This window comes from Roseobacter sp. HKCCD5988 (assembly GCF_037830355.1).
Classification (GTDB): Bacteria; Pseudomonadota; Alphaproteobacteria; order Rhodobacterales; family Rhodobacteraceae; genus M30B80.
Genome location: NZ_JBBLYJ010000001.1, coordinates 825,507 through 851,071 on the forward strand (window position 1 = coordinate 825,507; position 25,565 = coordinate 851,071).

Annotated in this window: 24 protein-coding genes; 13 read left to right on the top strand and 11 right to left on the bottom strand. The window is 56.7% G+C overall.

The genetic code is table 11. The annotated features are described in order from the left end of the window. Window position 1 precedes the first annotated feature (1 nt). From AAC636_RS04130 to scpA, 4 genes are all read right to left on the bottom strand, one after another. The gene (locus tag AAC636_RS04130) at window positions 2–2,179 is read right to left on the bottom strand and encodes an RNA degradosome polyphosphate kinase (protein WP_340300500.1); all 2,178 of its coding nucleotides are present in this window, start codon (window positions 2,177–2,179) and stop codon (window positions 2–4) included. Window positions 2,180–2,231: 52 nt separating this feature from the next. Then, entirely contained in the window at window positions 2,232–2,906 is a 675-nt protein-coding gene (locus AAC636_RS04135; protein ID WP_340300501.1) for a DnaA ATPase domain-containing protein, read from the bottom strand. Between the two features lies 1 nt (window position 2,907). Continuing rightward, entirely contained in the window at window positions 2,908–3,975 is a 1,068-nt protein-coding gene (locus AAC636_RS04140; RefSeq protein WP_340300502.1) for an AI-2E family transporter, read from the bottom strand. A gap of 96 nt (window positions 3,976–4,071) precedes the next feature. Beyond that, window positions 4,072–6,201: a methylmalonyl-CoA mutase gene (gene scpA / locus AAC636_RS04145; RefSeq protein WP_340300503.1), complete on the bottom strand. Its 2,130-nt coding sequence runs from the start codon at window positions 6,199–6,201 to the stop codon at window positions 4,072–4,074. Window positions 6,202–6,335: 134 nt separating this feature from the next. On the opposite strand from scpA, the gene AAC636_RS04150 reads away from it, so the two are divergent. Beyond that, a complete protein-coding gene (locus AAC636_RS04150) occupies window positions 6,336–6,767 on the top strand; it encodes a DUF4174 domain-containing protein (RefSeq protein WP_340300504.1) in 432 nt (143 codons plus the stop codon). A 21-nt stretch (window positions 6,768–6,788) separates the two neighbouring features. On the opposite strand, the gene AAC636_RS04155 is transcribed toward AAC636_RS04150, so the two are convergent. The 5 genes from AAC636_RS04155 to AAC636_RS04175 all read right to left on the bottom strand — a co-directional run bounded on the left by AAC636_RS04155 (window position 6,789) and on the right by AAC636_RS04175 (window position 11,701). Next, window positions 6,789–8,834, bottom strand: a complete 2,046-nt coding sequence (locus AAC636_RS04155; RefSeq protein ID WP_340300505.1) for an acetyl/propionyl/methylcrotonyl-CoA carboxylase subunit alpha — start codon at window positions 8,832–8,834, stop codon at window positions 6,789–6,791. A gap of 112 nt (window positions 8,835–8,946) precedes the next feature. After that, window positions 8,947–9,153, bottom strand: a complete 207-nt coding sequence (locus tag AAC636_RS04160; protein WP_317656234.1) for a hypothetical protein — start codon at window positions 9,151–9,153, stop codon at window positions 8,947–8,949. A gap of 280 nt (window positions 9,154–9,433) precedes the next feature. Beyond that, window positions 9,434–9,808: a hypothetical protein gene (locus AAC636_RS04165; RefSeq protein WP_340252380.1), complete on the bottom strand. Its 375-nt coding sequence runs from the start codon at window positions 9,806–9,808 to the stop codon at window positions 9,434–9,436. A gap of 54 nt (window positions 9,809–9,862) precedes the next feature. Then, window positions 9,863–10,009, bottom strand: coding sequence for a hypothetical protein (locus tag AAC636_RS04170; protein WP_317656231.1), 147 nt, complete (start codon window positions 10,007–10,009; stop codon window positions 9,863–9,865). A 159-nt stretch (window positions 10,010–10,168) separates the two neighbouring features. Beyond that, window positions 10,169–11,701: an acyl-CoA carboxylase subunit beta gene (locus AAC636_RS04175; RefSeq protein WP_340300506.1), complete on the bottom strand. Its 1,533-nt coding sequence runs from the start codon at window positions 11,699–11,701 to the stop codon at window positions 10,169–10,171. A 214-nt stretch (window positions 11,702–11,915) separates the two neighbouring features. Here AAC636_RS04175 and AAC636_RS04180 point away from each other — a divergent pair, with 214 nt between their 5' ends. From AAC636_RS04180 to AAC636_RS04220, 9 genes are all read left to right on the top strand, one after another. Next, window positions 11,916–13,133, top strand: coding sequence for a multidrug effflux MFS transporter (locus AAC636_RS04180; protein ID WP_340300507.1), 1,218 nt, complete (start codon window positions 11,916–11,918; stop codon window positions 13,131–13,133). Between the two features lie 91 nt (window positions 13,134–13,224). Further along, complete coding sequence (gene surE, locus AAC636_RS04185; RefSeq protein ID WP_317656226.1) at window positions 13,225–14,010, top strand: 5'/3'-nucleotidase SurE; 786 nt, start codon at window positions 13,225–13,227, stop codon at window positions 14,008–14,010. Between the two features lie 6 nt (window positions 14,011–14,016). Continuing rightward, a complete protein-coding gene (locus AAC636_RS04190) occupies window positions 14,017–14,658 on the top strand; it encodes a protein-L-isoaspartate(D-aspartate) O-methyltransferase (protein WP_317656224.1) in 642 nt (213 codons plus the stop codon). A 132-nt stretch (window positions 14,659–14,790) separates the two neighbouring features. Further along, window positions 14,791–15,999 (top strand): peptidoglycan DD-metalloendopeptidase family protein, encoded by a 1,209-nt coding sequence (locus tag AAC636_RS04195; protein ID WP_340300508.1) that lies wholly within the window; start codon window positions 14,791–14,793, stop codon window positions 15,997–15,999. A 30-nt stretch (window positions 16,000–16,029) separates the two neighbouring features. Then, complete coding sequence (locus AAC636_RS04200) at window positions 16,030–16,356, top strand: DMT family transporter (protein WP_340300509.1); 327 nt, start codon at window positions 16,030–16,032, stop codon at window positions 16,354–16,356. A gap of 110 nt (window positions 16,357–16,466) precedes the next feature. After that, on the top strand, window positions 16,467–17,822 hold the full coding sequence (gene proS / locus AAC636_RS04205; RefSeq protein ID WP_340300510.1) for a proline--tRNA ligase: 1,356 nt from the start codon (window positions 16,467–16,469) through the stop codon (window positions 17,820–17,822). An 11-nt stretch (window positions 17,823–17,833) separates the two neighbouring features. Further along, entirely contained in the window at window positions 17,834–18,406 is a 573-nt protein-coding gene (locus AAC636_RS04210) for a peroxiredoxin (RefSeq protein WP_340300511.1), read from the top strand. A 33-nt stretch (window positions 18,407–18,439) separates the two neighbouring features. Beyond that, window positions 18,440–19,753 carry a lipoprotein-releasing ABC transporter permease subunit gene (locus tag AAC636_RS04215; RefSeq protein ID WP_340300512.1) on the top strand — a complete coding sequence of 438 codons (1,314 nt, stop codon included), beginning with the start codon at window positions 18,440–18,442 and terminating at the stop codon, window positions 19,751–19,753. After that, window positions 19,746–20,438, top strand: coding sequence for an ABC transporter ATP-binding protein (locus AAC636_RS04220; RefSeq protein WP_340300513.1), 693 nt, complete (start codon window positions 19,746–19,748; stop codon window positions 20,436–20,438). The genes AAC636_RS04215 and AAC636_RS04220 overlap by 8 nt, the downstream gene beginning before the upstream one ends. On the opposite strand, the gene AAC636_RS04225 is transcribed toward AAC636_RS04220, so the two are convergent. Both AAC636_RS04225 and AAC636_RS04230 read right to left on the bottom strand, forming a co-directional pair. Further along, window positions 20,435–21,352, bottom strand: coding sequence for an alpha/beta hydrolase (locus tag AAC636_RS04225; protein ID WP_340300514.1), 918 nt, complete (start codon window positions 21,350–21,352; stop codon window positions 20,435–20,437). The two genes, AAC636_RS04220 and AAC636_RS04225, sit on opposite strands and share 4 nt — an antisense overlap. Continuing rightward, complete coding sequence (locus AAC636_RS04230; RefSeq protein ID WP_340252356.1) at window positions 21,349–21,642, bottom strand: SCP2 sterol-binding domain-containing protein; 294 nt, start codon at window positions 21,640–21,642, stop codon at window positions 21,349–21,351. Before AAC636_RS04230 ends, AAC636_RS04225 begins: the two co-directional genes overlap by 4 nt. 68 nt (window positions 21,643–21,710) lie before the next feature. Here AAC636_RS04230 and AAC636_RS04235 point away from each other — a divergent pair, with 68 nt between their 5' ends. From AAC636_RS04235 to AAC636_RS04245, 3 genes are read left to right on the top strand one after another with little or no spacing between them, the layout of a single operon-like run. Beyond that, window positions 21,711–22,331 (top strand): tetratricopeptide repeat protein, encoded by a 621-nt coding sequence (locus tag AAC636_RS04235; protein WP_340300515.1) that lies wholly within the window; start codon window positions 21,711–21,713, stop codon window positions 22,329–22,331. A 46-nt stretch (window positions 22,332–22,377) separates the two neighbouring features. Continuing rightward, entirely contained in the window at window positions 22,378–25,179 is a 2,802-nt protein-coding gene (locus AAC636_RS04240; protein WP_340300516.1) for a helicase-related protein, read from the top strand. Then, on the top strand, window positions 25,176–25,550 hold the full coding sequence (locus tag AAC636_RS04245; RefSeq protein ID WP_340300517.1) for an RNA-binding S4 domain-containing protein: 375 nt from the start codon (window positions 25,176–25,178) through the stop codon (window positions 25,548–25,550). The genes AAC636_RS04240 and AAC636_RS04245 overlap by 4 nt, the downstream gene beginning before the upstream one ends. The last annotated feature ends 15 nt before the right edge of the window (window positions 25,551–25,565 follow it).

Genomic DNA, 25,565 nt, shown 5'->3' on the forward strand with positions numbered 1-25,565 from the left:
GTCAATCTTCTGTATGGGTCAATTCGGGCACATCATTTGCCCCCGCAGACCCCCGCCCTGAAAGGGATGGGTTTTCCATAAAAAAGCGGTGACAATTGAAGGGTTGGTCAATCACGCTGAGGTCAGGGCGCAGGAAACTTCCATCGGGCTGCAACATCCAAGATTGCGCGACATCTGCCATATTCGCCGCCATAATTTGGCTGACGATCTGCGCCTTTACAGTCGGGTTTTTACATTCGACCAAAGTCTCTACGCGGCGACCGAGATTGCGGCCCATCCAGTCAGCAGAAGAAATATAGACCCGTGCCTTTTTCGAAGGCAGCCCCGCCCCATTTCCAAAGCAAACGATACGGGAATGTTCTAGAAAGCGACCCACGATAGATTTGACGCGGATATTTTCAGACAGCCCTTTGATATTGGGACGCAAGCCGCAAATGCCGCGCAGCACCAGATCAATTCGTACCCCTGCCTGAGATGCGCGATACAGCGCGTCAATCACATCGGGGTCGATGAGACTGTTCATCTTGGCCCACATCATCGCAGGGCGACCCGCTTTTGCATGGGCAATCTCGGCATCGATTTCCTCTAAGATGCGCGATTTTAGGTTGATGGGCGAGATGGACAGGTTTTCCAGTCCCTCAGGTTCGGCATAGCCGCCTACATAATTAAACACTTTGACCGCATCGCGCCCCAAAGAATCATCACAGGTAAAGAGGCTAAGGTCAGTGTAAATCCGCGCCGTGATCGGGTGATAATTGCCTGTCCCATAATGGGTATAGGTCACCAATCGGTCACCCTCACGGCGCACAACCGAGCTGATCTTGGCATGGGTTTTATAGTTGATGAAGCCATAGATCACATGGGCGCCTGCGCGCTCGAGTTTGCGTGACTGCCGAATATTGGCGGCCTCGTCAAAACGGGCTTTCAACTCGACAAGGGCCGTAACTGACTTGCCGTTTTCCGCCGCTTCACACAGGGCCGCCACAATCGGGCTTTCATTTGAGGTGCGATACAGCGTCTGTTTGATCGCCACAACATTCGGGTCGCGCGCGGCCTGCGCGAGGAAGCGGATCACCATGTCAAAGGTTTCATAGGGGTGATGCAAAAGCATATCTTTTTGGCGGATTGCGGCGAACATATCGCCTTCAAAATCCTGCACGCGTTCTGGCACGCGCGGGGCAAAGGCGGGCCACAGCAAATCGGGCCGCTCGTCAATCACCAACTCCTTGAGATGCACAAGGCCAATCATGCCGCGCACTTCGACAATCTCAGTGTCATCCACGCCCAATTGGTCGATGATCTCATCGCGCAGATCTTCGGGCGCGCCCGCGCTGATTTGAAGGCGCACCACTTCGCCACGGCGGCGGCGTTTGAGGGCGGTTTCAAATTCACGCACCAAATCTTCGGCTTCTTCCTCAACCTCCAAATCGCTGTCGCGCAGGACGCGGAATGTGCAGGAACCTGTCAACTCATAGCCAGGAAATAATTTGCCAAGATGCAGCAGCAGCAGCTCTTCAAGGGGCAAGAACCGTGCTTGGCCTTCTGCGGCGGGCAGTCGAATGAAACGATCAATTTGCGCAGGGATTGGCAGCAACGCCGATAACATCCGCCCATCTTTGCTACGCTTCATCTGGAGGGCAAGGGCAAACCCCTCGTTTGGGATGAAGGGAAACGGATGCGCGGGGTCAATCGCCAAGGGCGATAAGATTGGAAAGACGCGGCGGATGAAAATCTCCTCAAGATCTGCCTTGTCGCGTGCCTTGAGATTGGCGCGGGTGCAGACCGTGATCTTTTCGGCCTCTAATTCGGATTTCAGCTTGCGCCACACCTGTTGTTGATAGGTCATCAATTTGCGCGCATCCGCGTTGATGAGCTTGAGCTGTTCAAGCGGGGTGCGCCCATCGTCAGCTGGGGTTGTGTTGCCACTATGGGCCAATTCGCGCAAACCTGCCACGCGCACAGTGTAGAACTCGTCCAGATTGCTTGCCGAGATTGACACAAAGCGCACCCGCTCAAGCAGGGGAACACGTGGATTTTCTGCCTCATCCAAAACGCGCCAATTGAAGGCCAACCAACTCAATTCGCGGTTAAAATAGCGGCTAGGCCCCGTGATCTCCCGCTGAGGAAGGGTCACGGGATCAGGCATGGGGGCATTCAGGAAATCTGTAAAATGTGTCATGCCTGCGTCTTTACTGGCTCTCTATCACAATTCAATGACAGTCAAAATTGGCTCACCCCTCCATCCCAAGAATTGCACGGGCATGCGAAAGGCTTGGGGATTTTCCTTCAGAAAGGGCTTGTTGATCAAGTTCTATCACAAAATCGATCACGGCTTTGAAACTGCGCTCAATGCGGGGCAGCGCGTAATGCAGGACTGATGCAGGCAGGCTGATGCCGCGATCATGGGCCAGTTTCATCGTGACCGCCATTAAGGCCGCATCATCTGGGGCCTCAAGGCGCAGCAGATCGGTCTGACGCAAGCGGCTATCAAGATCGGGCAGGGCGATGCCCCAGGCCTCTGGCTTGTCGCGAGCGGTCAGCAAGAGTGGCGCTTGACGGGTGGCTGCATCATTGTGCAGGTGAAACAGCATTTCCTCACGCGCAGCATCGCCTGCGATTTGGTCGCAATCTTCAATCACCAAAGCACAGGCTTGCATGAGTTTTGGGATGTCTGCCTCTTGCAGCCCCGTTGCGTTGTGGATCAGCGCCCCTGATTGTGCCGCAAACACATGGGCGAGGTGGGTTTTTCCCGCGCCTTCAGGCCCGATCAAGATCATTTTTGACAAGGGCCAATGGTGCCATGCGTCAATGCCTGCGACCGCAACCGCGTTGCAGGGCGAAAGAAAGAAATCTTGCCGCCCCATAGCTGCGCGATAGGGCAGATCAAATTGCATCTGTTTGGCCATGTCAGTCATCCTGCGGGGGTTCAAGCCCGCGATAGAGCAGGCTTGCCTGATAGCGGGTTATGGCAAAGCGCACCAAAACGCCGATCACTGCGGCCACGGGCACAGCAACCAGAAGCCCGACAAAGCCAAACACCGCCCCAAAGGCCGAGAGCGCGAAGATCAGCCAAACGGGATGCAACCCAACGGAGGAGCCGACCAGTTTCGGGGTCAATACATTGCCCTCAAGCATCTGTCCGACCTGAAAGATGATTGCGATGGCGGCGATGCTCCACCAATCTCCCCAGAATTGGAAAAGGGCAAGCCCTATGGATAAAAGCCCCCCCACCAAAGCGCCAACATAGGGGATAAAGGTCAAAAGCCCTGCAATCAAACCCACCACAAGCCCAAATTGCAAACCAACCACCATGAGCGCGATGGCATAAAATGTGCCCAAGATGAGACACACTGTGCCTTGCCCCCGCACAAACCCTGCCAAAGTGCGATCCACATCAGCGGCGATTTGACGGATCACGGGGCGATGGTCGCGGGGCAGCAATTCATCGATACGGGCCACCATACGATCCCAATCGAGCAACATGTAAAAGGCGACAACAGGCACAACGACCATAAACACGATCGCGTTTACTACGTTGATTGCTGAGGTGAGAGCCGTATTGAGCAATTCGCCCCCGCGCGCCTGAATGGTCTGGCCGACGGAAATCAAGGATTGGCGCAAAGGCGATCCATCATCCATCAATGACGGAAACTGTTGGGTCAAAAAGGCCTGAAATTCGCTGAATATTTGCGGTGCGGATTGGATTAACGCCGTGGCTTGCGCCACCAAAAGTGGAACGATCACAAAAATACCTGCCACGACCACCAAAAGCGCAACCAAGGAGATCACGGTTGTAGCCGCCGCGCGACCAAGGCCCCATTTCTCAAGCCGATCTGCGAGAGGATCAAGAAAATAGGCAATCGCCCCCCCTGTCAAAAACGGCAGAATGACATCACCCAAGAACCATAACAGCGCCAAAAAGACGGTAATAATGCCACCCCAAATCGCTGCTTGTTGTTTGATTGGCAATGCCATTGATTGCGCGCGCCTTTGAACCAGACTTCCCTTTCCTCACATCTGCGGCATTGCTGCCTGTGGTTCAAGGGGTTTCGCCAAAGGCGCGCTGCAAAACTATCCCCGTGCCTCGCGAATAAGGCGCAGAATATCGGCGGCTGCGGCGGGGATGTTCGTGCCAGGCCCAAAGATTGCCTTGACCCCTGCGGCCCTGAGAAAGTCGTAATCTTGCTGCGGGATCACGCCGCCGCAAATGACGATGATTTCCTCGGCACCTTGCGCCTTGAGCGCGGCGATCAATTTGGGTGCTAGGGTCTTGTGACCTGCCGCCTGACTGGAAATGCCCACCACATGGACGTCATTGTCGATGGCATCTTGGGCCGCCTCATCGGGCGTTTGGAACAAGGGGCCGACATCCACATCAAAGCCTATATCAGCAAAGGCCGTGGCGATCACCTTAGCGCCACGATCATGGCCGTCTTGGCCCATTTTGACCACCAACATGCGGGGGCGGCGGCCTTCTTCCTCTGCAAAAGTTTCGACATCTTTTTGAATTTGTGCAAAGCCCGCATCGCCTTCATAGGCCGCGCCATAGACCCCCGCGAGAGTTTTGACCTCGGCGCGGTGACGCCCGAATGTTTTCTCCATAGCCATGCTGATCTCTCCTACGCTGGCCCTTGCGCGTGCCGCATCAACGGCCGCTTCGAGAAGGTTGCCGCCCTCTGCTGCGCGGCGGGTCAATTCGGCCAAGGCCGCCTCAACCGCCGCCCCATCTCGGGTGGCGCGGATATGTTCAAGCCGCGCGATTTGTGACGCGCGCACCTTGTCATTATCGACTTCGAGAATGTCGATCTGGTCTTCTTTTTCTTTGCGATATTTGTTGACGCCCACGATTACCTCTTGACCACGATCAATCATGGCTTGGCGTTTGGCGGCGGATTCCTCGATCCGCAATTTCGGCAGACCCGAAGCCACCGCTTTGGTCATGCCGCCAATGTCTTCAACTTCCTCGATCAGTTTCCAAGCGGCTTCGGCGAGGTCATGGGTGAGCTTTTCGACATAGTAAGACCCAGCCAGCGGGTCGACCACATCGGTCACGCGTGTTTCTTCTTGCAGCACCAATTGCGTGTTGCGCGCGATACGCGCCGAGAATTCGGTGGGCAGCGCAATCGCTTCATCAAGCGCATTGGTATGAAGGCTTTGCGTCCCGCCCAAGACCGCTGACATGGCCTCATAGGCCGTGCGGATCACGTTGTTATAGGGGTCTTGCTCTTGCAGGCTTACGCCTGAAGTCTGGCAATGGGTGCGCAGCATTTTCGAGCGGGGATCTTTGGGGTCAAACTCGTCCATGATCCGCGACCAGAGCAGGCGTGCGGCGCGCAGCTTGGCGATTTCCATGAAGAAATCCATGCCAATGGCAAAGAAAAAGCTAAGACGGCCCGCGAATTTGTCGACATTCATGCCGCGCGCAATCGCAGCGCGCACATATTCGCGGCCATCGGCCAAAGTATAGGCCAATTCCTGCACCAAATTGGCGCCTGCCTCTTGCATGTGATAGCCTGAGATTGAGATCGAATTGAATTTTGGCATCTCATTGGAGGTATATTCGATGATATCCGCCACTATCCGCATCGAGGGCTCTGGTGGATATACATAGGTGTTACGCACCATGAATTCTTTGAGGATGTCATTCTGGATTGTGCCAGACAGGGCGGCTCGGGACACGCCTTGCTCCTCGCCTGCTACGATGAAATTGGCCAAGATGGGGATAACGGCCCCATTCATGGTCATCGACACCGATACTTGATCGAGCGGGATGCCATCAAAGAGGATTTTCATATCCTCAACGCTGTCAATGGCCACGCCTGCTTTGCCGACATCGCCCTCGACACGGGGGTGGTCGCTGTCATAGCCGCGATGGGTGGCGAGGTCGAAGGCGACCGAGACGCCCTGCTGCCCCGCTGCAAGGTTCTTGCGATAGAAGGCGTTTGATTCTTCGGCAGTTGAGAAACCCGCATATTGGCGGATCGTCCAAGGGCGGCCCGTATACATCGTAGCCTTTACCCCCCGCGTGAAGGGCGCAAATCCGGGTAAATTCCCCATATGGGGCAAGTCTTGGATGTCCTCGTGGGTATAAAGCGGTTGGACAGTGATCCCCTCAAGCGTTTCCTTGTTCAAACTCTCAAGCGGCTTGTCGCGCAATTCTTTCGAGGCGAGCTCTTGCCAGTCTTTTTTGGTCACAGTCATATCCGTCTTCCTCTGTCCTTCATCTGCGGCGCAAATCCTTGTGGCGGAAATGCTTGTTTGGCGCAGTTTCTCGTAGCTTCGGCCTTTGGTTTCGTGGCTTAGGCCCTATATGTCTTTCATCAGCAGGAGGCGTGATGAAACGGGTTCTTTCCTTTGCGATTACAGTCTGGATTGCACTCGCCCCCAATGGCGCATGGGCCGATGAGGAGGGAGAGTTGCCGATTTTGCGGGCCGAAGATGTCAGTCTGGATGGCTATCTGTGGACGGCGCGACCGCTGATTGTTTTCGCCGACACCGAGGCCGATCCGCGGTTTGCGGAACAAATGGCGCGGCTTGCGGCGCGCCCCGCCCCGTTGTTGGAGCGCGATGTTGTGGTGATCATCGACACTGACCCCGATGGCCAAAGTGACATTCGCAGCACCTTGCGCCCGCGTGGTTTTGCAGTCGTGATTTTGCAAAAAGATGGCCGTGTCGGCCTGCGCCGCCCCAGCCCGCGCGATGTGCGCGAACTGACCCGCGCGATTGACAATTTCGCCCTGCGTCAGGACGAGTTGCGCAACCGCTAGGCTTTGGGCGGCAAGGGTCATTTATTCGAACTCCATGATCACATCATCGACCGCAAGGCTGTCGCCTGCTGCGGCGTTGATCTTGGCCACAACACCCTTGCGCTCAGCGCGGAGGATGTTTTCCATCTTCATGGCCTCAACCGTGCAAAGGGCCTGACCCTCTTGCACTTCTTGGCCTTCCTCAACGCTGAGTTTCACCATCAATCCTGGCATTGGGCAAAGCAGAAGGCGCGAAGTATCTGGGGGCAGCTTTTCAGGCATCAGGCGCGCAAGCTCGGCTTGGCGCGGGCTGCGAATGAACAGTTTGAAATCCGCGCCGCGCGTGCGCACGCGGAAGCCCTGCGGAATTTTTGACACTTTCACAGTCAATGGGCCGCCATCAACAGTCAGTTTTGCCAACATCGTTCCAGGCCGCCAATCCGATGTCACTCGTATGTCTTGACCATCATCAAAGCGAATTGTGGCCCCGTCATGATCTGCTGTAATGGTCACAGGCCATTCTGTTTCACCCATGCGCGCAACCCAGTGATTGCCAGCCACACGCTCGTGATTGTCCATCCGACCCGAGACTCGGGTGCGGCGGATTTCGCTGACGCGATACATTGCGGTTGCGGCCGCCACGACACGGCGCATTTGATCCTCAGGCAAGGTCACGCCTTCGAAGCCTTCGGGATATTCCTCGGCGATAAAGGCGGTGGTCATATCACCTGAAACGAATTTCGGATGATCCATCACGGCAGAGAGGAACGGCAGGTTGTGGCCAATCCCCTCCAACTCGAACCCGTCTAGGGCGTGGCGCATGGCTTCGATAGACTCTGCCCGCGTTGGGGCCCAAGTGCACAGCTTGGCGATCATCGGGTCGTAATACATGCTGATTTCGCCGCCTTCGTAGACGCCCGTATCGTTGCGTGTCGCCGTATCGCCCGTGGGGGCATCGCCCTGCCATTTGCCAGTTTCCAACAGCGGCCCCGCAGCCACTTCGACAGGAGGGCGATAGCGGGACAGGCGGCCGATTGAAGGCAAGAAGTTCCGATACGGGTCTTCTGCATAGAGGCGGCTTTCCATGGCCCAACCTGTCAGCGTCACATCCTTTTGCGCGAAAGGCAGTTTCTCGCCATAGGCGACACGGATCATCTGTTCGACCAGATCAACGCCCGTGATCAACTCGGTCACAGGATGCTCCACCTGCAAACGGGTGTTCATCTCAAGGAAGTAGAAATTGCGATGGCCATCGACAATAAATTCCACTGTGCCCGCACTTGTATAATTCACGGCTTGGGCCAAGGCCACGGCCTGCTCGCCCATGGATTTGCGGGTGGCTTCATCTAAGAAGGGCGAGGGGGCTTCTTCGATCACTTTTTGGTTGCGGCGTTGGATTGAACATTCGCGCTCGCCTAAATAGACGCAATTGCCGTGACCATCGGCGAGAACCTGAATTTCGATATGGCGCGGCTGGGTTACGAATTTCTCGATAAAGATGCGGTCATCCCCAAAGGAATTGGCCGCTTCATTCTTGGAAGATTGGAACCCTTCGCGTGCCTCGTCATCATTCCATGCAATGCGCATCCCCTTGCCACCGCCGCCCGCGGAGGCCTTGATCATCACGGGATAGCCGATCTCATTGCTGATTTTTACCGCTTCTTTAGCATCTTCAATCAGCCCCATATAGCCCGGAACAGTTGAGACGCCTGCCTCCTGGGCGAGTTTCTTTGAGGTGATCTTATCCCCCATGGCCTCAATCGCGCCTGCGGGTGGCCCGATAAAGGCCACGCCTGCGGCCTCGAGGGCTTCGGCGAATTTCTTGTTTTCTGACAAGAACCCATAGCCGGGATGCACGGCCTCGGCACCCGTTGCCTTAATAGCTGCCATCACCTTATCGATCACGATATAGCTTTCATTGGCGGGGGCGGGGCCGATATGCACCGCCTCATCTGCCATTTGCACATGCAGCGCGTTGCGATCCGCATCGGAATAGATCGCCACAGTGGCGATGCCCATTTTGCGCGCGGTTTTGAGGACGCGACAGGCGATTTCGCCACGGTTGGCAATCAGAATTTTTTTGAACATGGGTTCACGTTCCTTCCTTTTGGGCCAAGCTGGCCGTCTGTCTCAAACAAAAAGCCGCGTGCGGGGCAGTTCCCCACACGCGGCGATTTGAATTTTTACGTTTTGCGCTGGTTTAGCGGCGGCACAGCCCCACATCGTCACAAAGCGCACCACCAGCTGCGCCGACAATGGCGCCTGTGGCAATGTCGCCATCCAAGATAACAGCTGCACCAGCCCCCGCAGCGGCGCCAACGCCCGCGCGCTCAATATCTGAGGAGACGCAAGCCGAAAGCATTGCGCCAACAAGAACGATGCCGAAGAGTTTGAGTGTTTTTTGCATATTGGATCTCCTGTCCGATGACTGCCTCTATGCGAAAATAATACATGGTTTATCCATGCAATCCTAGAGGGTCGATGCGCGAGGCGCACCGACCCTTTCGAAGGGGAATAGATGGAACATCTTGGGGCCGTATGGGCCCCGCTGCAGCGGCTAGAACAGGAGGTAAAATCCGTTGCGTGATCAATGATATGGGCAGGTGGCTGCTGCGCTTCAAGCGGGGAAGCGGGCGCAGATTCGGCAGCGGCGGCAATTCGCTGAAATCTGTCGAAGATGGGCAGATTCATGCCGATCGCCCCTCCCAAACGCCTGATCCATCAAAGGCTTCGGGGAAGGCGGCCTGTGCGCGGGCCACATCAATCCGCAAAAGCGCATCATAGCTTTCTGGATCAAACGGGTCTTCGGCGGCGATGATTTCGCGCCCGAACAGCCACGACAGGCGACCTGCATCGAGATTTCCCCGCTCGAAAGGGGCCTCGCCAAAATAGAGCCACAACGCCTCCATGAAGGCTGCATCTGCGCGGCGATCTGCGGCTTTGCGATCCGCAAAACGCTCGCGGCGTTTAAGGGGGGTGGCCCCTTCACGGCTTTCACGGCGGATGGTGAAGTGATAATCGGTGCCTGGAAGGCGCGAGGGGAAGCCGCGATGTTTGATCATGGCCGCACCTCGTAAGGAGCGGCCATCGTGAACCCAAACCGATTATAGCGCGGTTCAGCGGTATTTGTTGTAAACAGGCTCTGGCATGATTGGCGCAGGCTCAACATAGATAACTTCGTCTTGCACAGGCGCGCGTTGCGCACAGCCTGCAAGGCTGGCCAAACCTGCCGCAACCAGAATAATTTTGATGCTCGCTGACATCTTGCTCTCCTCAACTTTGTTATAGGCGCAAATTCAGTTTCGAATTCGCGCAACGCTTTGGCCATGAACTCATGGCTTGCGCGCATCATATACGCAGTCGAAGGAAATTCCCAATATAAATTAAACATGATTTTCATGTCCATGATAGGCCGTTCTGTCCTAGAGCGGGATATTGTCGTGCTTCTTCCATGGCATGCTGCGCTTTTTGCTGCGAAGCATGGCAAAGGCTTTGCAAACGCGCTTGCGGGTGGATTGCGGTTGGATCACCTCGTCAATGAACCCACGCTCTGCGGCCACGAAAGGATTGGCGAACCGATCCTCATAATCTTTGGTGCGCTGCGCGATTTTTGCGGCATCGCCCAATTCGGAACGATAGAGGATCTCGGTGGCACCTTTCGCGCCCATAACGGCCACCTCTGAAGTGGGCCAAGCGTAATTCACATCGGCGCGCAGGTGTTTTGAGGCCATCACGACATAAGCGCCCCCATAGGCCTTGCGGGTGATGACAGTGACTTTTGGCACGGTTGCCTCGCCATAGGCAAAGAGCAGCTTTGCGCCATGCTTGATCACCCCGTCATATTCCTGCTTCGTGCCTGGCAGGAAGCCTGGAACATCCACCAAGGTCAGGATCGGGATCTCGAAGCAGTCACAAAAGCGCACGAAGCGGGCGGCTTTGCGGCTCGAGTCGATATCAAGAACACCCGCCAGCACCATCGGCTGATTGGCAACGACACCCACGGTCTGCCCCTCAAGGCGGATAAAGCCCGTTATAATGTTCTTCGCAAAATTTTCTTGGATCTCGTAAAAATCGCCCTCATCCGCGACCTTTTCGATCAGCTCTTTCATATCATAGGGCGTGTTGGGGTTGTCGGGTACGAGCGTATCAAGGCTCTCTTCAATCCGATTTGGCGTATCGTAGAAGGGGCGGACTGGGGGTTTTTCGCGGTTGGATAGCGGAAGGAAATCAATCAATCGGCGCACTTCTGAGATGGCCTGAACGTCATCTTCAAAGGCGGCATCCGCGACCGAGCTTTTCTTGGTATGTGTCGAGGCGCCGCCCAATTCTTCGGCTGTGACGACCTCGTTGGTCACGGTTTTCACAACATCTGGCCCTGTGACGAACATGTAAGAGCTGTCTTTGACCATGAAGATAAAATCAGTCATCGCTGGGCTATAGACCGCACCGCCCGCACATGGCCCCATGATCAGGCTGATCTGCGGAATAACGCCTGAGGCCTCAATATTGCGTTGGAAAATCTCGCCATAGGCGGCCAAGGAGGCAACCCCTTCTTGGATCCGCGCACCGCCTGAGTCGTTCATGCCGATCACAGGCGCGCCATTTTGCATGGCCATATCCATAATTTTGCAGATTTTCTGCGCGTGGGTTTCCGATACGGAACCGCCAAGCACGGTAAAGTCTTGGCTAAACACATAGACCAAGCGGCCATTGATGGTGCCCCATCCCGTGATCACACCATCCCCGCGTGGCTTGCTTTCGGCCATGCCAAAATCGGTGCAGCGATGGGTGATGAACATATCATATTCTTCGAAGGAGCCTTCATCGAGCAACAGTTCGATCCGTTCGCGTGCGGTCAGCTTGCCTTTGCTGTGCTGGGCATTAATGCGCTTTTGCCCGCCCCCCAAACGCGCCTCCGCGCGGCGATCCTCAAGCTGTTGCAAAATATCCTTCATCAGGTGATCCTCCTTCGTGCCGCGTCACGGGGCGGCCCTACAATTCCGTTGACCTTACGCACTCTGATGTGGTCGGGCGAGTCTTCTCTGGCATATTTGCAAATTACTTCGCTTTGCTTTTAATGATTTTGTAAATCTGCAAATATTCAAAGCATTGCCGCCATGTGCGGATTTTGAACTAGACAGTTTAGTCAAACAGGCTTAGCGATGAGCTATGTCTAACATACCTCCGCAGCGGTTCTTAGACCGCAGCACGGCCCCATCCATTTTTACATTGATCGTGCTCACGGGCTTGGGCGCGTTGTCGATGAATGTATTTCTGCCGTCTTTGCCGCAGATGGCCGAGTATTTCGGGGCGGAATACGGCGTGGTTCAGCTTTCTGTGGCGCTTTATTTGGGGGTGAACGCTGCCTTGCAACTCTTTGTTGGCCCGCTCTCTGATCGCTACGGCCGCAGGCCTGTGATGCTTGTTGGGGTGGCGATCTATTGCTTGGCCAGTTTGGGGTGTCTTTGGGCGCCAGATGTCATCACGTTTCTGGTGTTTCGCATGATCCAAGCCAGCGTTGTTGTGGGTTTGGTGTTGGGTCGTGCTGTGGTGCGTGACCTTTACCCTCGGGATCAAGCAGCCTCTATGATTGGGTATGTCACCATGGGAATGGCGATTGTTCCAATGGTTGGCCCCGTCATCGGCGGCGCTTTGGGGCAAGCCTTTGGATGGAAGGCCAATTTCTGGCTTTTATTCGGGGCAGGCCTCGTAATCCTGCTCTTGGCATGGGCTGATTTGGGCGAGACCGCGCGCAAAGGGGAGGGGCGCTTGCGGGATCAATTCGCGCAATATCCCACTTTGCTGCTTTCGCGCCGCTTTTGGGGCTATAGCTTATCAAGCACTTTGGCCTCCGGCGCTTTTTTTGCCTATTTGGGCGGTGCGCCCTTTGTGGGGGCGCGCATCTTCGGTCTAGAGCCTGCATTGCTTGGCCTGTTTTTTGGCGCGCCCGCTTTGGGTTATTTCTTCGGTAATTTTATATCGGGGCGCTTCTCCGAGCGCGTGGGCGTTGACCGCATGATCCTATGGGGCGCACTGATCACCGTTGCAGGTCTTAGCACGGGCTTGGGGCTGTTTTTCTTGGGCTATAAAACCGCACTGGTCTTTTTTGGCTCAATGACCTTTGTGGGCCTTGGAAATGGGATGGTGCTGCCGAATGCGACATCTGGGATGATGTCGATCAGACCTGACCTGGCGGGCACGGCTTCGGGGCTTGGTGGCTCGATTATGTTGGCGGGTGGGGCCAGTCTTTCTGCGCTTTCGGGCGTCATTCTGTCTCAATCGGATCAGGCCTATCCGCTGATTTATTTGATGCTCGCTTGCGCTATTGGCGCGGCCGCTTCGGCGATCTACACGGCGCGGCGCAATCATGCGCTTCGGATCAGTTAGACGATCCTCGCAGCGCAGCTCTGCCCTTGTCGTGCGCCGCCCCCTTCGCTAACAACACTCACAGAACGATAGCCGTGAAGGAGTGCGATTGATGCGAATTCTGATTACCAATGATGATGGCATCAACGCGCCGGGTCTGGCCAGCCTTTACAAAATCGCAACTGATCTGGCAGGCCCTGATGGCGAAGTTTGGACGGTTGCCCCTGCCTTTGAGCAGTCAGGTGTCGCGCATTGCATCTCCTACGTGCATCCTACGATGATCGCTGAACTTGGCCCCAAAAAATTTGCCGCTGAAGGCACGCCTGCGGATTGCGTTTTGGCGGGGCTTTACGATGTGCTTCAAGACAGCCCGCCAGATTTGGTTTTGTCTGGCATCAATCGCGGCAATAATTCTGCTGAGAACGTGCTCTACTCTGGCACGATTGGCGGTGCGATGGAGGCGGCTCTGCAGGGCTTGCCTGCAATCGCTTTGTCGCAATATTTTGGGCCGCAAAATGCCCATCTTGAAAACCCGTTCGAGGCTGCCGAGGCGCATGGCGCAGATCTTTTGCGCGCATTGTGGCAGCAGGCGCATTGGGATCAAAATGACTATCGGCTGTTTTATAACGTGAATTTCCCACCCGTTGCCGCAGCAGATGTGAAAGGGCGCCGCGTTGTTGCGCAGGGCTTCCGCCGCGAAACAAGCTTTAAAGTCGAGGCTATGATTGCCCCCAACCAACGTCGCTTTTTGTGGATCAAGGGCGGCGCGCAAGATGTGCCGACCCAGCCGGATACGGATGCCCATGCCAATTTGGCAGGTTATATCTCAATCACGCCAATGCGCGCAGATTTGACCGCCCATGATGCGCTATCAGATCTGAAATCCCGCCTTGAGTGATCCAATATGAGCGATCTGGCCGAACGCAAAATGCAGTTTCTGTTCACCTTGCGCTCCAAGGGGATCAGCAATGCGCGTGTTTTGGCAGCTATGGAAAAAGTCGATCGCGGCATGTTTGTGCGCGGCCATTTCGCGGATCGGGCCTATGAAGATATGCCGTTGCCGATTGCCTCGGGTCAGACCATTTCGCAACCCTCCGTGGTGGGGTTGATGACCCAAGCCCTTGAGGTGAGCGAACGTGATAAGGTTTTGGAAATTGGCACAGGGTCTGGATATCAGGCTGCGGTGCTGTCGCATCTGGCGCGCCGCGTCTATACGATCGACCGCCATCGCAACCTGACCCGTGCCGCGCAAGAGGTGATCACGGCGCTCGGTATTCCCAATGTCACTGTTGTGACAGGAGACGGCTGTTTTGGGATGGAGGAACAAGCCCCGTTTGATCGTATCCTCGTCACGGCCGCGGCCGAAGATCCGCCGACACCCTTATTGGCGCAGCTGAAGGTGGGCGGCATAATGGTGCTGCCTGTGGGGCAATCCGATCAGGTGCAAAGCCTGATCAAGGTTGTGCGCCATGAGGACGGGTTTGACTACGAAGAATTGATGCCTGTGCGCTTTGTCCCGCTTGTCGAAGGCTTGGCCGAGGCATAAAGCGCGCAATAACGCGGGACAAAGGGTAGAAACGACCCGCATCTTTGATATATAGTTGAGCGTAAAGAACGTGCAGCGGTGAAACCGATGCCCTCCCTCTGGCTGAGCGGCCAGAAGCTGAAAGAGCAGATGATGAAACGCAAATTTTCGGTGGCGCGCCACTTGCCTGTGACCAATATTCTCGCCTTCGGGCTGAGCGCTGCGCTGTTGTCGGGCTGCGTTGGCGCGGTCAGCGATTTGGATTTTGATTTCCGTGGAAACGCAATTTCCAACACGGATGTCAGCGCCACAGCCCCACGGCCCGAACCTGATGCGCAAGGTTTAATCACCTATCCCAATTATCAGCTTGCTGTCGCGCGGTCTGGTGACACAGTGCGCAGCGTGGCATCGCGCATCGGTATTGATGCGGACAGCTTGGCGCGGTTCAATGGCCGCACAGCGGATGATCTGCTGCGCCCGAACGAGATTTTGGCCTTGCCGCGCGATGCGCGTGTGGGCAGTGGCGGTGCGGGGCGTGACATCACGCAGATTGCAAGCTCGGCCATTGATGCGGCTGAGACACGCAGCCCGCAATCGCCCGCGGTGCAATCTGGTCAAGAGCCTGTGCGCCACCGAGTGACACGCGGAGAAACGGCCTATTCCATTGCGCGCCTTTACAACGTGTCTGTGCGCGCCTTGTCGGATTGGAACGGGCTTGGCCCCGATCTTGAGGTGCGCGAGGGGCAATATCTCATCATCCCATTGGCTCTTGAAACCGCCACAGGCAATATTGCCGATGGGGCGATGCCTGGTGCCTCGACCCCACCCCCACCGCCTTCTGCAAGCCAAGCTTTGCCAGCCCCCATCACCAGCGAAACGCTGCCCGCGCAACAAAGCGCAGCCGCACCTGCAAGCAGCACTGCGCCTGCGCCGCGCCCCGCGACCCAAAGCAGCGCACCCGCACCTGCACCTGCTGCACAGCCGCAGTCAGCCGCGCCCGCAGTGGCAGATGCAGGGGGGGCTTTGTTACGCCCCGTATCGGGCAGTATCATCCGTGCCTTCTCGGCCAGCAATGAGGGGGTTGATATCGCCTCGGCGGTTGGCACGCCCGTGCGTGCCGCCGAGGCGGGCGAAGTGGCGGCGATTACCCAAGATACGGATCAAGTGCCGATCTTGGTTTTGCGTCATGCTGATGGGTTGCTGACCGTTTACGCCAATATCCGCGACATCACCGTCTCGCGCGGGGATCGTGTCAGCCGCGGTCAAACCATTGCCGAGGTTGGGCCTGGTTCGCCGTCCTTCTTACATTTTGAGGTGCGGCGCGGGTTCGAAGCCATCGATCCGATGCCCTTCTTTGACTAACCCTTTCTAGGGTAGAAGGCAGCTTACCCCATGCATTGGATCTATCTTACCATCACGATATGCGCTGAAGTTGCGGGAACAAGCGCGCTCAAGGCCTCTGATGGGTTCACACGGGTTTTGCCATCTGTGGTGGTTGTGATCAGCTACGGCTTGGCCTTTGTCATGCTTTCACAGGCCTTGCGGGTTTTTGATTTGGCCGTGGCCTATGCGATTTGGTCAGGGGCAGGGATTGCCGCAATCGCACTGGTGGGCCTGTGGGTTTATGGGCAAAAACTTGACCTTGCGGGCATCATTGGGATTGGCATGATCGTGGGCGGCATTGTGGTGGTGCAGCTTTTTTCCAACAGCATACATTAGCATCTTGGCCACAGGCCCCTTGCCGCATCGCGGATGATGGCCTAAGCGGTTTTGTCAAACGTATTGCGCCTGATTGAGAGGGCGCATCACCATAATCCATGAGGATCGCTATGCGCCTGACCCGCTATTTCCTGCCAGTCCTGAAAGAAACGCCGTCCGAGGCGCAGATTGCAAGCCACCGCTTGATGCTGCGCGCAGGCATGATCAAACAGGCCAGCGCGGGGATCTATAGCTGGCTTCCTTTGGGTTATAAGGTTCTCAAACGGATCGAGACGATCGTGCATGAAGAGCAGGTGCGCGCAGGCCATATTCCGATGTTGATGCCCACCTTGCAATCTGCCGATCTTTGGCGCGAGAGCGGACGCTATGATGATTACGGCCAAGAAATGCTGCGCATCACAGACCGCCATGGCCGCGATATGCTCTATGGCCCGACCAATGAGGAATTGATCACTGATATCTTCCGCGCCCATGTTGGCAGTTACAAGGATTTGCCGCTGACGCTCTATCATATCCAGTGGAAATTCCGCGATGAAATCCGCCCGCGTTTCGGTGTGATGCGGGGCCGCGAATTCTTGATGAAAGACGGGTATAATTTCGATCTGACCAAAGAGGATGCGCTGCACGCCTATAACCGCCATTTGGTCAGTTACCTGCGCAGCTATGAACGTATGGGGCTGCAAGCAATTCCGATGCGCGCTGATGGCGGCCCAATTGGCGGCGATTACACCCATGAATTCCTTGTTCTGGCCGAGACGGGCGAGTCTGAGGTATTCTATGACAGCGAAATCACGGATCTGCGCTTTGGTGATCGGGATATTGATTACGACAATGTCGACCAGTGCCAAAGCGTGCTAGAGGAATTCACAAGCCGCTATGCGCGGACAGATGAAACACATGATGCCGAGATTTTCGCGCAAGTGCCCGAAGCGCGTCAGCGCGTGGCGCGCGGGGTTGAGGTGGGCCAGATTTTCTATTTTGGCACAAAATATTCAGAGGCAATGGGGGCTGTGGTCTCAGATCGTGATGGCAATCGTGTGCCCGTCCATATGGGCAGCCATGGCATCGGGGTGAGCCGTCTTTTGGGTGCGATTATTGAAGCCAACCATGATGATAATGGCATCATCTGGCCCGAAGGCGTGACCCCCTTCCATTGTGGGATTGTCAATCTCAAGCAGGGTGATGCTGCCGCAGATGCAGCCTGTGACGAGATTTACAACACCCTCAGTGCCAAGGGTCTAGAGCCGCTTTACGATGATCGCACCGAGCGGGCAGGGGGCAAATTCGCCACGATGGACTTGATCGGCCTGCCATGGCGCATCACTGTTGGCCCGCGTGGCCTTACCAATGGTGTGGTTGAATTGACCTCGCGGCGCACGGGCGAAAGCGTTGAGATGAAGCCAGAAGATGCGATTGCGCGCTTGGTCGAGATTTACGCCCCGCATTTCGGGTATATCCAGAACTGAGGAGCGCGGCCATGTCTGCATCTGCCAAGCACGGGCTTGAGATTGATTGGTCAACCATCCCTGCGCCTGTTGATAATGGCGCGGCAGATCACTTGCGCGGTATGACCTTGCCTGATGTATCTTTGCCTGCCACCGATGGGGCGGTCGTCTCTTTGGCGGCACTTCAGGGGCGGAGCGTGATCTTTGCCTATCCGCGCACGGGACGGCCTGATGTCGCACTGCCAGACGGGTGGAATGACATACCCGGCGCGCGGGGCTGCACCCCGCAATCTTGCGCGTTTCGTGATCTTTACGCAGATTTGCGCGCGCTTGGGGTCGATCATCTTTTTGGCCTCTCAACTCAAGACAGCGCCTATCAGGCTGAGGCGGTTCTGCGTCTGCATTTGCCCTATGCGATGCTATCGGATCAGGGGCTTGCACTGCGCGATGCGCTGCGGCTGCCCAGTTTTGAGGTTGCGGGGGAGGTGTTGTTGAAGCGCCTGACCCTGATCTGTCGCGATGGGGTGATCGAAGATGTGATCTATCCCGTGTTTCCGCCTGACGAAAACGCGCGCCAAGTTGTAGAGCGCCTCAAGAAGGCCTAAATCAGGGCAAGGAAGCCCTGCGAAGGAGTGGTCATGACCACCGCTGCCACCGCCAACCCCGCCCCTCGTTCCCCGCGCCCGTTTGCGCGATTTGAATTTATGATCGCCTTGCGCTATCTGCGCGCCCGCCGTGCTGAGGGGGGCGTGTCCGCTATGACATGGATCAGCTTTCTTGGCATCGCTTTGGCCGTGGCGGCGCTGATTGCGACCCTCTCGGTGCGGGCGGGGTTTCGATACGAATTTGTTGGCACGATTTTGGGCGCGAACCCGCATATTTCGGTCTATGGTGCGCCCAATTACAGCGCAACAGGCGCGATGAGCCGCGAGATCTCGGATTACACAGATATTGCTTCGGCAATTGCAACGCTAGATGGCGTGGCCCATGTGGCCCCCGTGGTCACGGGGCAGGTAATGGCCGCCGCTTTTGGCCGCAATGCAGGCGTTGAGGTTGTGGGGATCACAGGCGCAGATTTGCGCAGTCTGCCCCTTGTCGCGGACCCTGAACGCGCATGGGGCAATCTGGATCAATTTGATCAAGGTGTCGCCATCGGCTCGGGCGTGGCGCGGGAATTAGGGGTGGTGGTTGGGGATCAAATCCGCCTGATTTCGCCCTATGGGGCGCGCACCGCCTTTGGCACAAGCCCGCGGATTGTGAATGCTGAAGTGGTGTATATTTTCCAAGTGGGCCGTTTCGATATCGACCGCGTGCGGGTCTATATGCCACTTGATCAAGCACAGCCCTATTTTAACCGCGAAGGTCTGGTTGATCGCATCGATGTGATGCTGGACGACCCCGAACAAGCAAATGCGGCCGTGACCCCTGTGCTGGGTGCAGCGGGGCCCATGGCCACAGCGTGGACTTGGGAAGACAGTTCTGGCGCCTTTTTGCAAGCTTTGCAAATGGAGGACAATGTGATGTTCATCATCTTGTCGATCCTCGTGATGATTGCCACGCTCAATATTGTTTCGGGCCTTATCATGTTGGTTAAAAACAAGGGGCGCGATATTGGGATTTTGCGAACAGTTGGCCTCACGCAAGGGGCGATTTTGCGCGTCTTTTTCATTTGCGGGGCCTCTGTAGGGGTGGCGGGAACGCTATGTGGCGTGGCCCTTGGGTCGGCCTTCGCGATTTATATTGATCCCATTTTTGCTGCTGTGAATTGGATGGCAGGGGGCGGGGTCTGGGATCCTTCGGTTCGATACCTGTCGCAATTGCCTGCCCGATTGGAGATGGGCGATATTCTTTCCGCCATGTCCCTGTCGCTTGGGTTGTCATTTTTGGTGACGATTTTCCCTGCGCGCCGTGCCGCACGAATGAACCCTGTGGAGGCGCTGCGCTATGAGTGATCAGCCTGTGCTGCGCCTTGAGGGGGTGGAAAAGTCCTATAACCTTGGTCGCCCCAATGAAACGCGTGTTTTGTCGGGTGCGGATCTGCGCATTCATGCAGGCGAGATTGTTGGGCTCATTGCGCCGTCAGGTGCTGGTAAATCCACGCTTTTGCATATCGCGGGCCTGCTTGATACGCCTGACGCGGGGCAGGTTGATCTCTGCGGTCAGGCTATGGCGCGCGCGACCGATGCGGCGCGCAGTGCCGCGCGGTGCCGCGATCTGGGGTTTGTGTATCAATTTCACCATCTCTTGCCTGAATTCAGCGCGCTTGAGAATATCGTGCTGCCACAATTGGCCCTTGGCCATGGTGAGGGGGCCGCGCGGGCACGCGCCGCCGCCTTGCTTGATCGTGTCGGTCTCTCGCAAAGGGCGCAGCATCGCCCCGCCCAAATGTCGGGAGGCGAGCAGCAACGCGTGGCAATTTGCCGTGCTTTGGCTAATGCACCACGGATGCTTTTGGCGGATGAGCCAACGGGCAATCTTGATCCTGATACGGCGGATATGGTGTTTGATATGCTGCTTGATCTGGTGCGCGCCTCCAACATGGCCGCGCTTGTGGCCACCCATAACCACGCCTTGGCCGCGCGCATGGATCGGGTGGTGGTGTTGTCCCAAGGGCAGATTGCCCCGCATCGCCCCTAAGGGACAACGCGCCCCAAAATCTGGGCTATGGCGCGCAAGGCTTGATCGCGCAGGGGATCTGTTTCCATCAACACCTCATGCGCGGCGCCTTCAATGTCAAGAAATTGACCATCAGGCCATGTCGCCATGATCTCTGCAATTCTGTCGCGCGAGACCACGCGCTCATCCGTGCCGACAAAGCCAAGGGTCGGAACACCTTTTGGCGCGGGCAGTGCGGCAAGGGCCTGACACTCGTTCAAGGCATGATAGACCCATGAAATGGAGGGTCCCCCAAGGGTCAGCAGCGGGTCTGCTTGAGCCTGTTCCTTCATCCAATCGAGACGCGCCTGATCATGGGTTAGGGGATTGCCTTCAAATACCATCGGCTCATGCGGGCCTTGCGTGGGCGCGTAGCGCGCGGCAAGGCCAATCGGCTTGGCGATGAAATAGGCAAGCTTTGCCAAGATCCGCAAAACGGGGCGCAGTTGAATGTCCCACATTGGCGCAGAGAACACCGCAGCCGCGGGGCGAAACCCGTTGTGAAGGGCGCGCAGGCCGATAGCGCCCCCCATCGAATGGGCGAACATGACCCATGGCTTGGGCAAATTGCAACGCGCGCAATAGGCAAGAAACGCATCCACATCGCGTTGATATTCGGAAAAATCACCCACATGACCGATTTGTGGATCTTCTAGCAGCCGCTCCGAAAGGCCTTGGCCCCGCCAGTCAAGCGAGGCCATCCCCCATCCAAGCGCGGCAAAAGTTTGGGCCGCATCCGTGTATTTCTCAAGGAATTCGGTGCGCCCCGTGAACAAAAGAATTGTTCCCTTTTGCCCCTTCGGCCAATGGCCCGCCCGTAGGCGTTTGCCGTCTGCGGCGGTGATCCTACGTATATCCTCGGGCCGATCTGCGCCGTAAAAGGGGGGAGGGGTCACGCCAAAACCCCACCAAGGCGCATGGCGGCACTCATATCGCCCTCAAGTTTAAGTTTGCCCGACATAAATGCCATGGCGGGGTTTAATCGCCCTGCGAGGATGTCTTGGAACACCTCTGATGTTGCACGCATGGTCACATCGGCAGGTTCAGCCTCGTCACTGGGGCGCACGTCTGCGCCTTGGATAATCACGCAACCTGCCCCCTCGATCACGAATTTTGCCGCGCCATCGTAAGGTTTGACCAGTTTTTTGGCGATTGCATCCACGGCTGCGGCAATCAAATCGGACATTGGAATTTCTCTTTCATAACGCGGCCTCACCGCAAGGATTTTGAAAATCAGGACTGGATGTCGCGTGATTGGCTGCTAACTTCTCACCTATGATGTGGCTATTTCGGATCAGCTTCAACATCCTGATCGCGGTATTTTCAATAAATACGGCCCTCTGCGGTGCTGCCCTCGCACAATCTGCCCCTGTTGCACCAAGTGAGGAGGCTGCATCCGATGCAAGGCTCGCCTCCCTATTAAGCGAGTTGCAAAGCCCCGTTTTGCCCGATTGGGAACGGGTCGAAGCCGAAATCCTGAACCTTTGGTCGCGCTCGGGCTCTCCCGCGATGGATTTGTTGCTGCGCCGTGGCAGGCAGGCCGTGGCGCGGGGGGATTATTCCGCTGCATTGACCCATTTGACGGCCTTGACCGATCATGCGCCTGAATTTGCGGAAGGCTGGAACGCGCGCGCGACCCTATTTTATGAAATGGGGGATTATGGCCCAAGCCTTGATGATATCGCGCGCACTTTGGCCCTGAACCCCAATCATTTTGGTGCGCTCACGGGCTTGGGCATGATCATGGAGCAGGTCGAGGCCTATTCCCATGCTTTGGACGCTTTTCGTGCCGCGCGCGCTATACATCCGCATCGCCCCGACCTAGAACAGGCAGTGGAGCGGCTGGAGCGCCAGCTTGAAGGAATCAGCCTCTAGGCAGGAGGCGGGCAGGGCTCTGCCTAAAACGGGCAAGATGAGCGGCATGACGGGCACATTGATGGGCCAAGGGCGGATCGCTGCCGTATTAGGCCCCACCAATACGGGCAAAACCCATTACGCCATCGAGAGGATGTTGGCGCATCGCACGGGCGTGATTGGCCTGCCTTTGCGCCTCTTGGCGCGCGAAGTCTATGATCGCATTGTGGCCATACGCGGCCCTTCCGTGGTCGCGCTGATCACGGGTGAGGAGCGTATAATCCCTGACCGCGTGCAATATTGGGTCTGCACAGTCGAGGCGATGCCCACAAATCACGCATGCGATTTTTTGGCTCTGGATGAAATCCAACTTTGTGCTGATCCAGAGCGGGGCCATGTTTTTACTGACCGCTTGCTTCATGCGCGGGGCCTGCATGAGACGTTGTTTCTGGGCGCAGATACAATGCGGGGCGCAATCGCGGCGCTTGTGCCGAAGGCGCAATTCCTGAGCCGAGAACGCTTTTCGGAACTGACCTATACTGGTTCAAAGAAACTGTCGCGCATGTCGCCGCGCTCGGCCATTGTTGGGTTTTCGGTTGAAAACGTCTATGCCATTGCCGAGCTTTTGCGCCGCCAAAAGGGCGGTGCTGCGGTGGTGATGGGTGCGCTTAGCCCGCGCACGCGCAATGCACAGGTCGATTTGTATCAAAACGGCGATGTTGAATTTCTGGTGGCGACCGATGCCATTGGCATGGGGCTCAATCTGGATATCAAACACGTGGCCTTTTCGGGTTTGCGCAAATTTGATGGCCGCAAGATGCGCGATTTGGCTCCGAATGAATTGGGCCAGATCGCGGGCCGTGCGGGCCGTCATACATTGCCAGGCACATTTGGTGTCACGGGCGAGGCAAGCCCATTAGATGATGAAGTGGCCAAAGCCATCACCGAGCATCGTTTTGCCCCCATCCGTAAATTGCAATGGCGCAACAGTCGCCTGTCATTTGGATCAATTTCGCGTCTTTTGATGTCTTTGGAGGCGCAAACCGACAATGAATGGCTGACGCGGGCGCGTGCAGCCGATGATGTCATCGCGCTGCGGACGCTTTCGGAACGGGCCGATGTGACCCATCGGATCAGAGATGCCCAAGATGTGCGGCTTTTGTGGGATGTATGCTGTATCCCTGATTTTCGGGGGATCAGCCCCGCCGAGCATAGCAGCCTCTTGGCGGGTATCTTTCAATATTTGCATGAATTGGGCCGCGTGCCTGATGATTGGCTTGCGCGGCAGGTGAAGCGGATTGATCGGCAAGATGGCGACATTGACACATTATCGAAACGCTTGGCTTATATCCGCACATGGACATTTGTCGCACAACGTGCTGCTTGGGTGGATGATGTCGCGTATTGGCGCGAGGAAACCCGTGCGGTAGAAGACCGCTTGTCAGATGCGCTCCATGAGCGACTGACCCAAAGATTTGTCGATCGGCGCACATCGGTTTTGATGCGGCGATTGAAACAGAAGGAGAGCCTTGTGGCCGAAGTGAATGAAAACGGGGAAGTCACCGTAGAGGGCCAATTCATTGGTCGTTTGGACGGGTTCCGCTTCCGCCAAGATAGTGCCGCCACCCCTGATGAGGCGAAAACCTTGCGCCAAGCCGCCGTGGCTGCCCTCAAGCCGGAGCTGCATCTGCGCGCAGATCGTCTGTATAATGCGCCCGACACGGAATTTGACTTCACCGAGCAAGGTGGGCTGATGTGGGGCCAATCTGCGGTTGGCAAACTCACCCTTGGCAGTGACGCAACACGCCCCTTGGCTGAGGCCTTTGTTGACGAGGATGCTGGCCCCGAGGTTATCCAGAAAGTGCAGCGGCGCTTGCAGCATTTTATTGATCGCAAAATTGCGGCCCTGTTTGAGCCCATGTTAGCGATGCAAAAAGATGAGGGCATCACGGGGCTTGCGCGCGGTTTTGCCTTCCGCCTGTCTGAGGCCATGGGCATCTTGCCGCGCAGCGATGTCGCAGAAGACGTCAAAGCCCTTGATCAAGAGGCACGCGCGCTCTTGCGCAAACATGGGGTGCGCTTTGGTCAGTTCACAGTATTCATGCCTGCTTTGCTAAAGCCTGCGCCGACACGGTTGCGCTTGGTTCTATGGGCGTTGGCGGGCAAGTTGGATCAATTCCCCGAAAGCCCCCCTCCGGGGCTGGTGACAATCCCCAATGACGCAGAAGCGCCAGAGGGGTATTTTACAATGTCAGGCTACCGTCCCGCTGGCACGCGTGCCATCCGTATTGATATGCTTGAACGTCTCGCGGATATGCTGCGCAAGGAAGACAGCCGCGCGGGGTTCGAGGGCAATGCCGATATGCTGTCGATCACGGGCCTCACGCTGGAACAATTCGCGGATTTGATGACAGGCCTTGGCTATCGCGCTGAGAGGGGCGAACGGGTGAAGGTTAAGGCGGTGGTTGTTGCCCCCGCCGAGATCGCAGCACCTGATGCCGCCACGGATGCGGAACCCGGTGAAACCACCCCTGAGCCAACCGCCGAAGTGCCACAGGTGGCAGATGCTGCAGCACCCGATGCCCCAGAGGATGCCCCAGAGATGGAAGTTTTCTATAACTTCAAATGGGCGCCACCACGGCGGGATCGTAAACCAAACCCGCGCCGCGAAGAAGGTGCGGGTGAGACGGATGGATCAGGACGGCCTCCGCGCAAAGGTGGCAAGCCGCAGCGTGGGCCCAAAGGGAAGGGTCAGGGCGGCAAGCCCGAAGCCGCGCGCAGTTTCAGTGCCAAGCCCGAGAAAAAAGATCGCATTGATCCCGATAACCCATTTGCGCAGGCCTTGATGGGTCTGAAGGAGAAAGGTTGACCCAACCCCGCCCGACCTTGCGGATTGATAAATGGCTGTGGCACGCGCGGTTCTTCAAAACCCGCAGCCTTGCCACCCGTATTGTTGAGGAGGGGGCGGTGCGGGTGAACAGCGCGCGGGTTACCAAACCCGCAACTGCGATCGGCGCGGGGGATGTTCTGACCTTCGCGCAAGGCCAGACCGTGCGCGTGGTGCTGGTTATATCCTTGCCCGACCGCCGCGGCCCCGCCTCGGAGGCGCAGGCCTGTTACGCCGATTTGAGCGAGATCAGAGAAACTGTTCCAGAAAAGCCCCAATTGGAGGGACATGGACGCCCCTCAAAACGCGAAAGGCGACAGGCTATTTCTTTGCGCCAAGGGGTGCTTGAATGATAGGCGACAGGGCAG

Excerpts from the sequence above, each read along its gene's own strand:
- AAC636_RS04165 (WP_340252380.1), bottom strand. The coding sequence starts at position 9,808 with ATGATCAAACATCGCGGCTTCCCCTCGCGCCTTCCAGGCACCGATTAT.
- scpA (WP_340300503.1), bottom strand. The coding sequence starts at position 6,201 with ATGACTGTGACCAAAAAAGACTGGCAAGAGCTCGCCTCGAAAGAATTG.
- surE (WP_317656226.1), top strand. The coding sequence starts at position 13,225 with ATGCGAATTCTGATTACCAATGATGATGGCATCAACGCGCCGGGTCTG.
- AAC636_RS04170 (WP_317656231.1), bottom strand. The coding sequence starts at position 10,009 with ATGTCAGCGAGCATCAAAATTATTCTGGTTGCGGCAGGTTTGGCCAGC.
- AAC636_RS04155 (WP_340300505.1), bottom strand. The coding sequence starts at position 8,834 with ATGTTCAAAAAAATTCTGATTGCCAACCGTGGCGAAATCGCCTGTCGC.
- proS (WP_340300510.1), top strand. The coding sequence starts at position 16,467 with ATGCGCCTGACCCGCTATTTCCTGCCAGTCCTGAAAGAAACGCCGTCC.
- AAC636_RS04230 (WP_340252356.1), bottom strand. The coding sequence starts at position 21,642 with ATGTCCGATTTGATTGCCGCAGCCGTGGATGCAATCGCCAAAAAACTG.
- AAC636_RS04240 (WP_340300516.1), top strand. The coding sequence starts at position 22,378 with ATGACGGGCACATTGATGGGCCAAGGGCGGATCGCTGCCGTATTAGGC.
- AAC636_RS04200 (WP_340300509.1), top strand. The coding sequence starts at position 16,030 with ATGCATTGGATCTATCTTACCATCACGATATGCGCTGAAGTTGCGGGA.
- AAC636_RS04215 (WP_340300512.1), top strand. The coding sequence starts at position 18,440 with ATGACCACCGCTGCCACCGCCAACCCCGCCCCTCGTTCCCCGCGCCCG.
- AAC636_RS04135 (WP_340300501.1), bottom strand. The coding sequence starts at position 2,906 with ATGGCCAAACAGATGCAATTTGATCTGCCCTATCGCGCAGCTATGGGG.
- AAC636_RS04130 (WP_340300500.1), bottom strand. The coding sequence starts at position 2,179 with ATGACACATTTTACAGATTTCCTGAATGCCCCCATGCCTGATCCCGTG.
- AAC636_RS04180 (WP_340300507.1), top strand. The coding sequence starts at position 11,916 with ATGTCTAACATACCTCCGCAGCGGTTCTTAGACCGCAGCACGGCCCCA.
- AAC636_RS04160 (WP_317656234.1), bottom strand. The coding sequence starts at position 9,153 with ATGCAAAAAACACTCAAACTCTTCGGCATCGTTCTTGTTGGCGCAATG.
- AAC636_RS04210 (WP_340300511.1), top strand. The coding sequence starts at position 17,834 with ATGTCTGCATCTGCCAAGCACGGGCTTGAGATTGATTGGTCAACCATC.
- AAC636_RS04175 (WP_340300506.1), bottom strand. The coding sequence starts at position 11,701 with ATGAAGGATATTTTGCAACAGCTTGAGGATCGCCGCGCGGAGGCGCGT.
- AAC636_RS04220 (WP_340300513.1), top strand. The coding sequence starts at position 19,746 with ATGAGTGATCAGCCTGTGCTGCGCCTTGAGGGGGTGGAAAAGTCCTAT.
- AAC636_RS04150 (WP_340300504.1), top strand. The coding sequence starts at position 6,336 with ATGAAACGGGTTCTTTCCTTTGCGATTACAGTCTGGATTGCACTCGCC.
- AAC636_RS04140 (WP_340300502.1), bottom strand. The coding sequence starts at position 3,975 with ATGGCATTGCCAATCAAACAACAAGCAGCGATTTGGGGTGGCATTATT.
- AAC636_RS04190 (WP_317656224.1), top strand. The coding sequence starts at position 14,017 with ATGAGCGATCTGGCCGAACGCAAAATGCAGTTTCTGTTCACCTTGCGC.
- AAC636_RS04195 (WP_340300508.1), top strand. The coding sequence starts at position 14,791 with ATGAAACGCAAATTTTCGGTGGCGCGCCACTTGCCTGTGACCAATATT.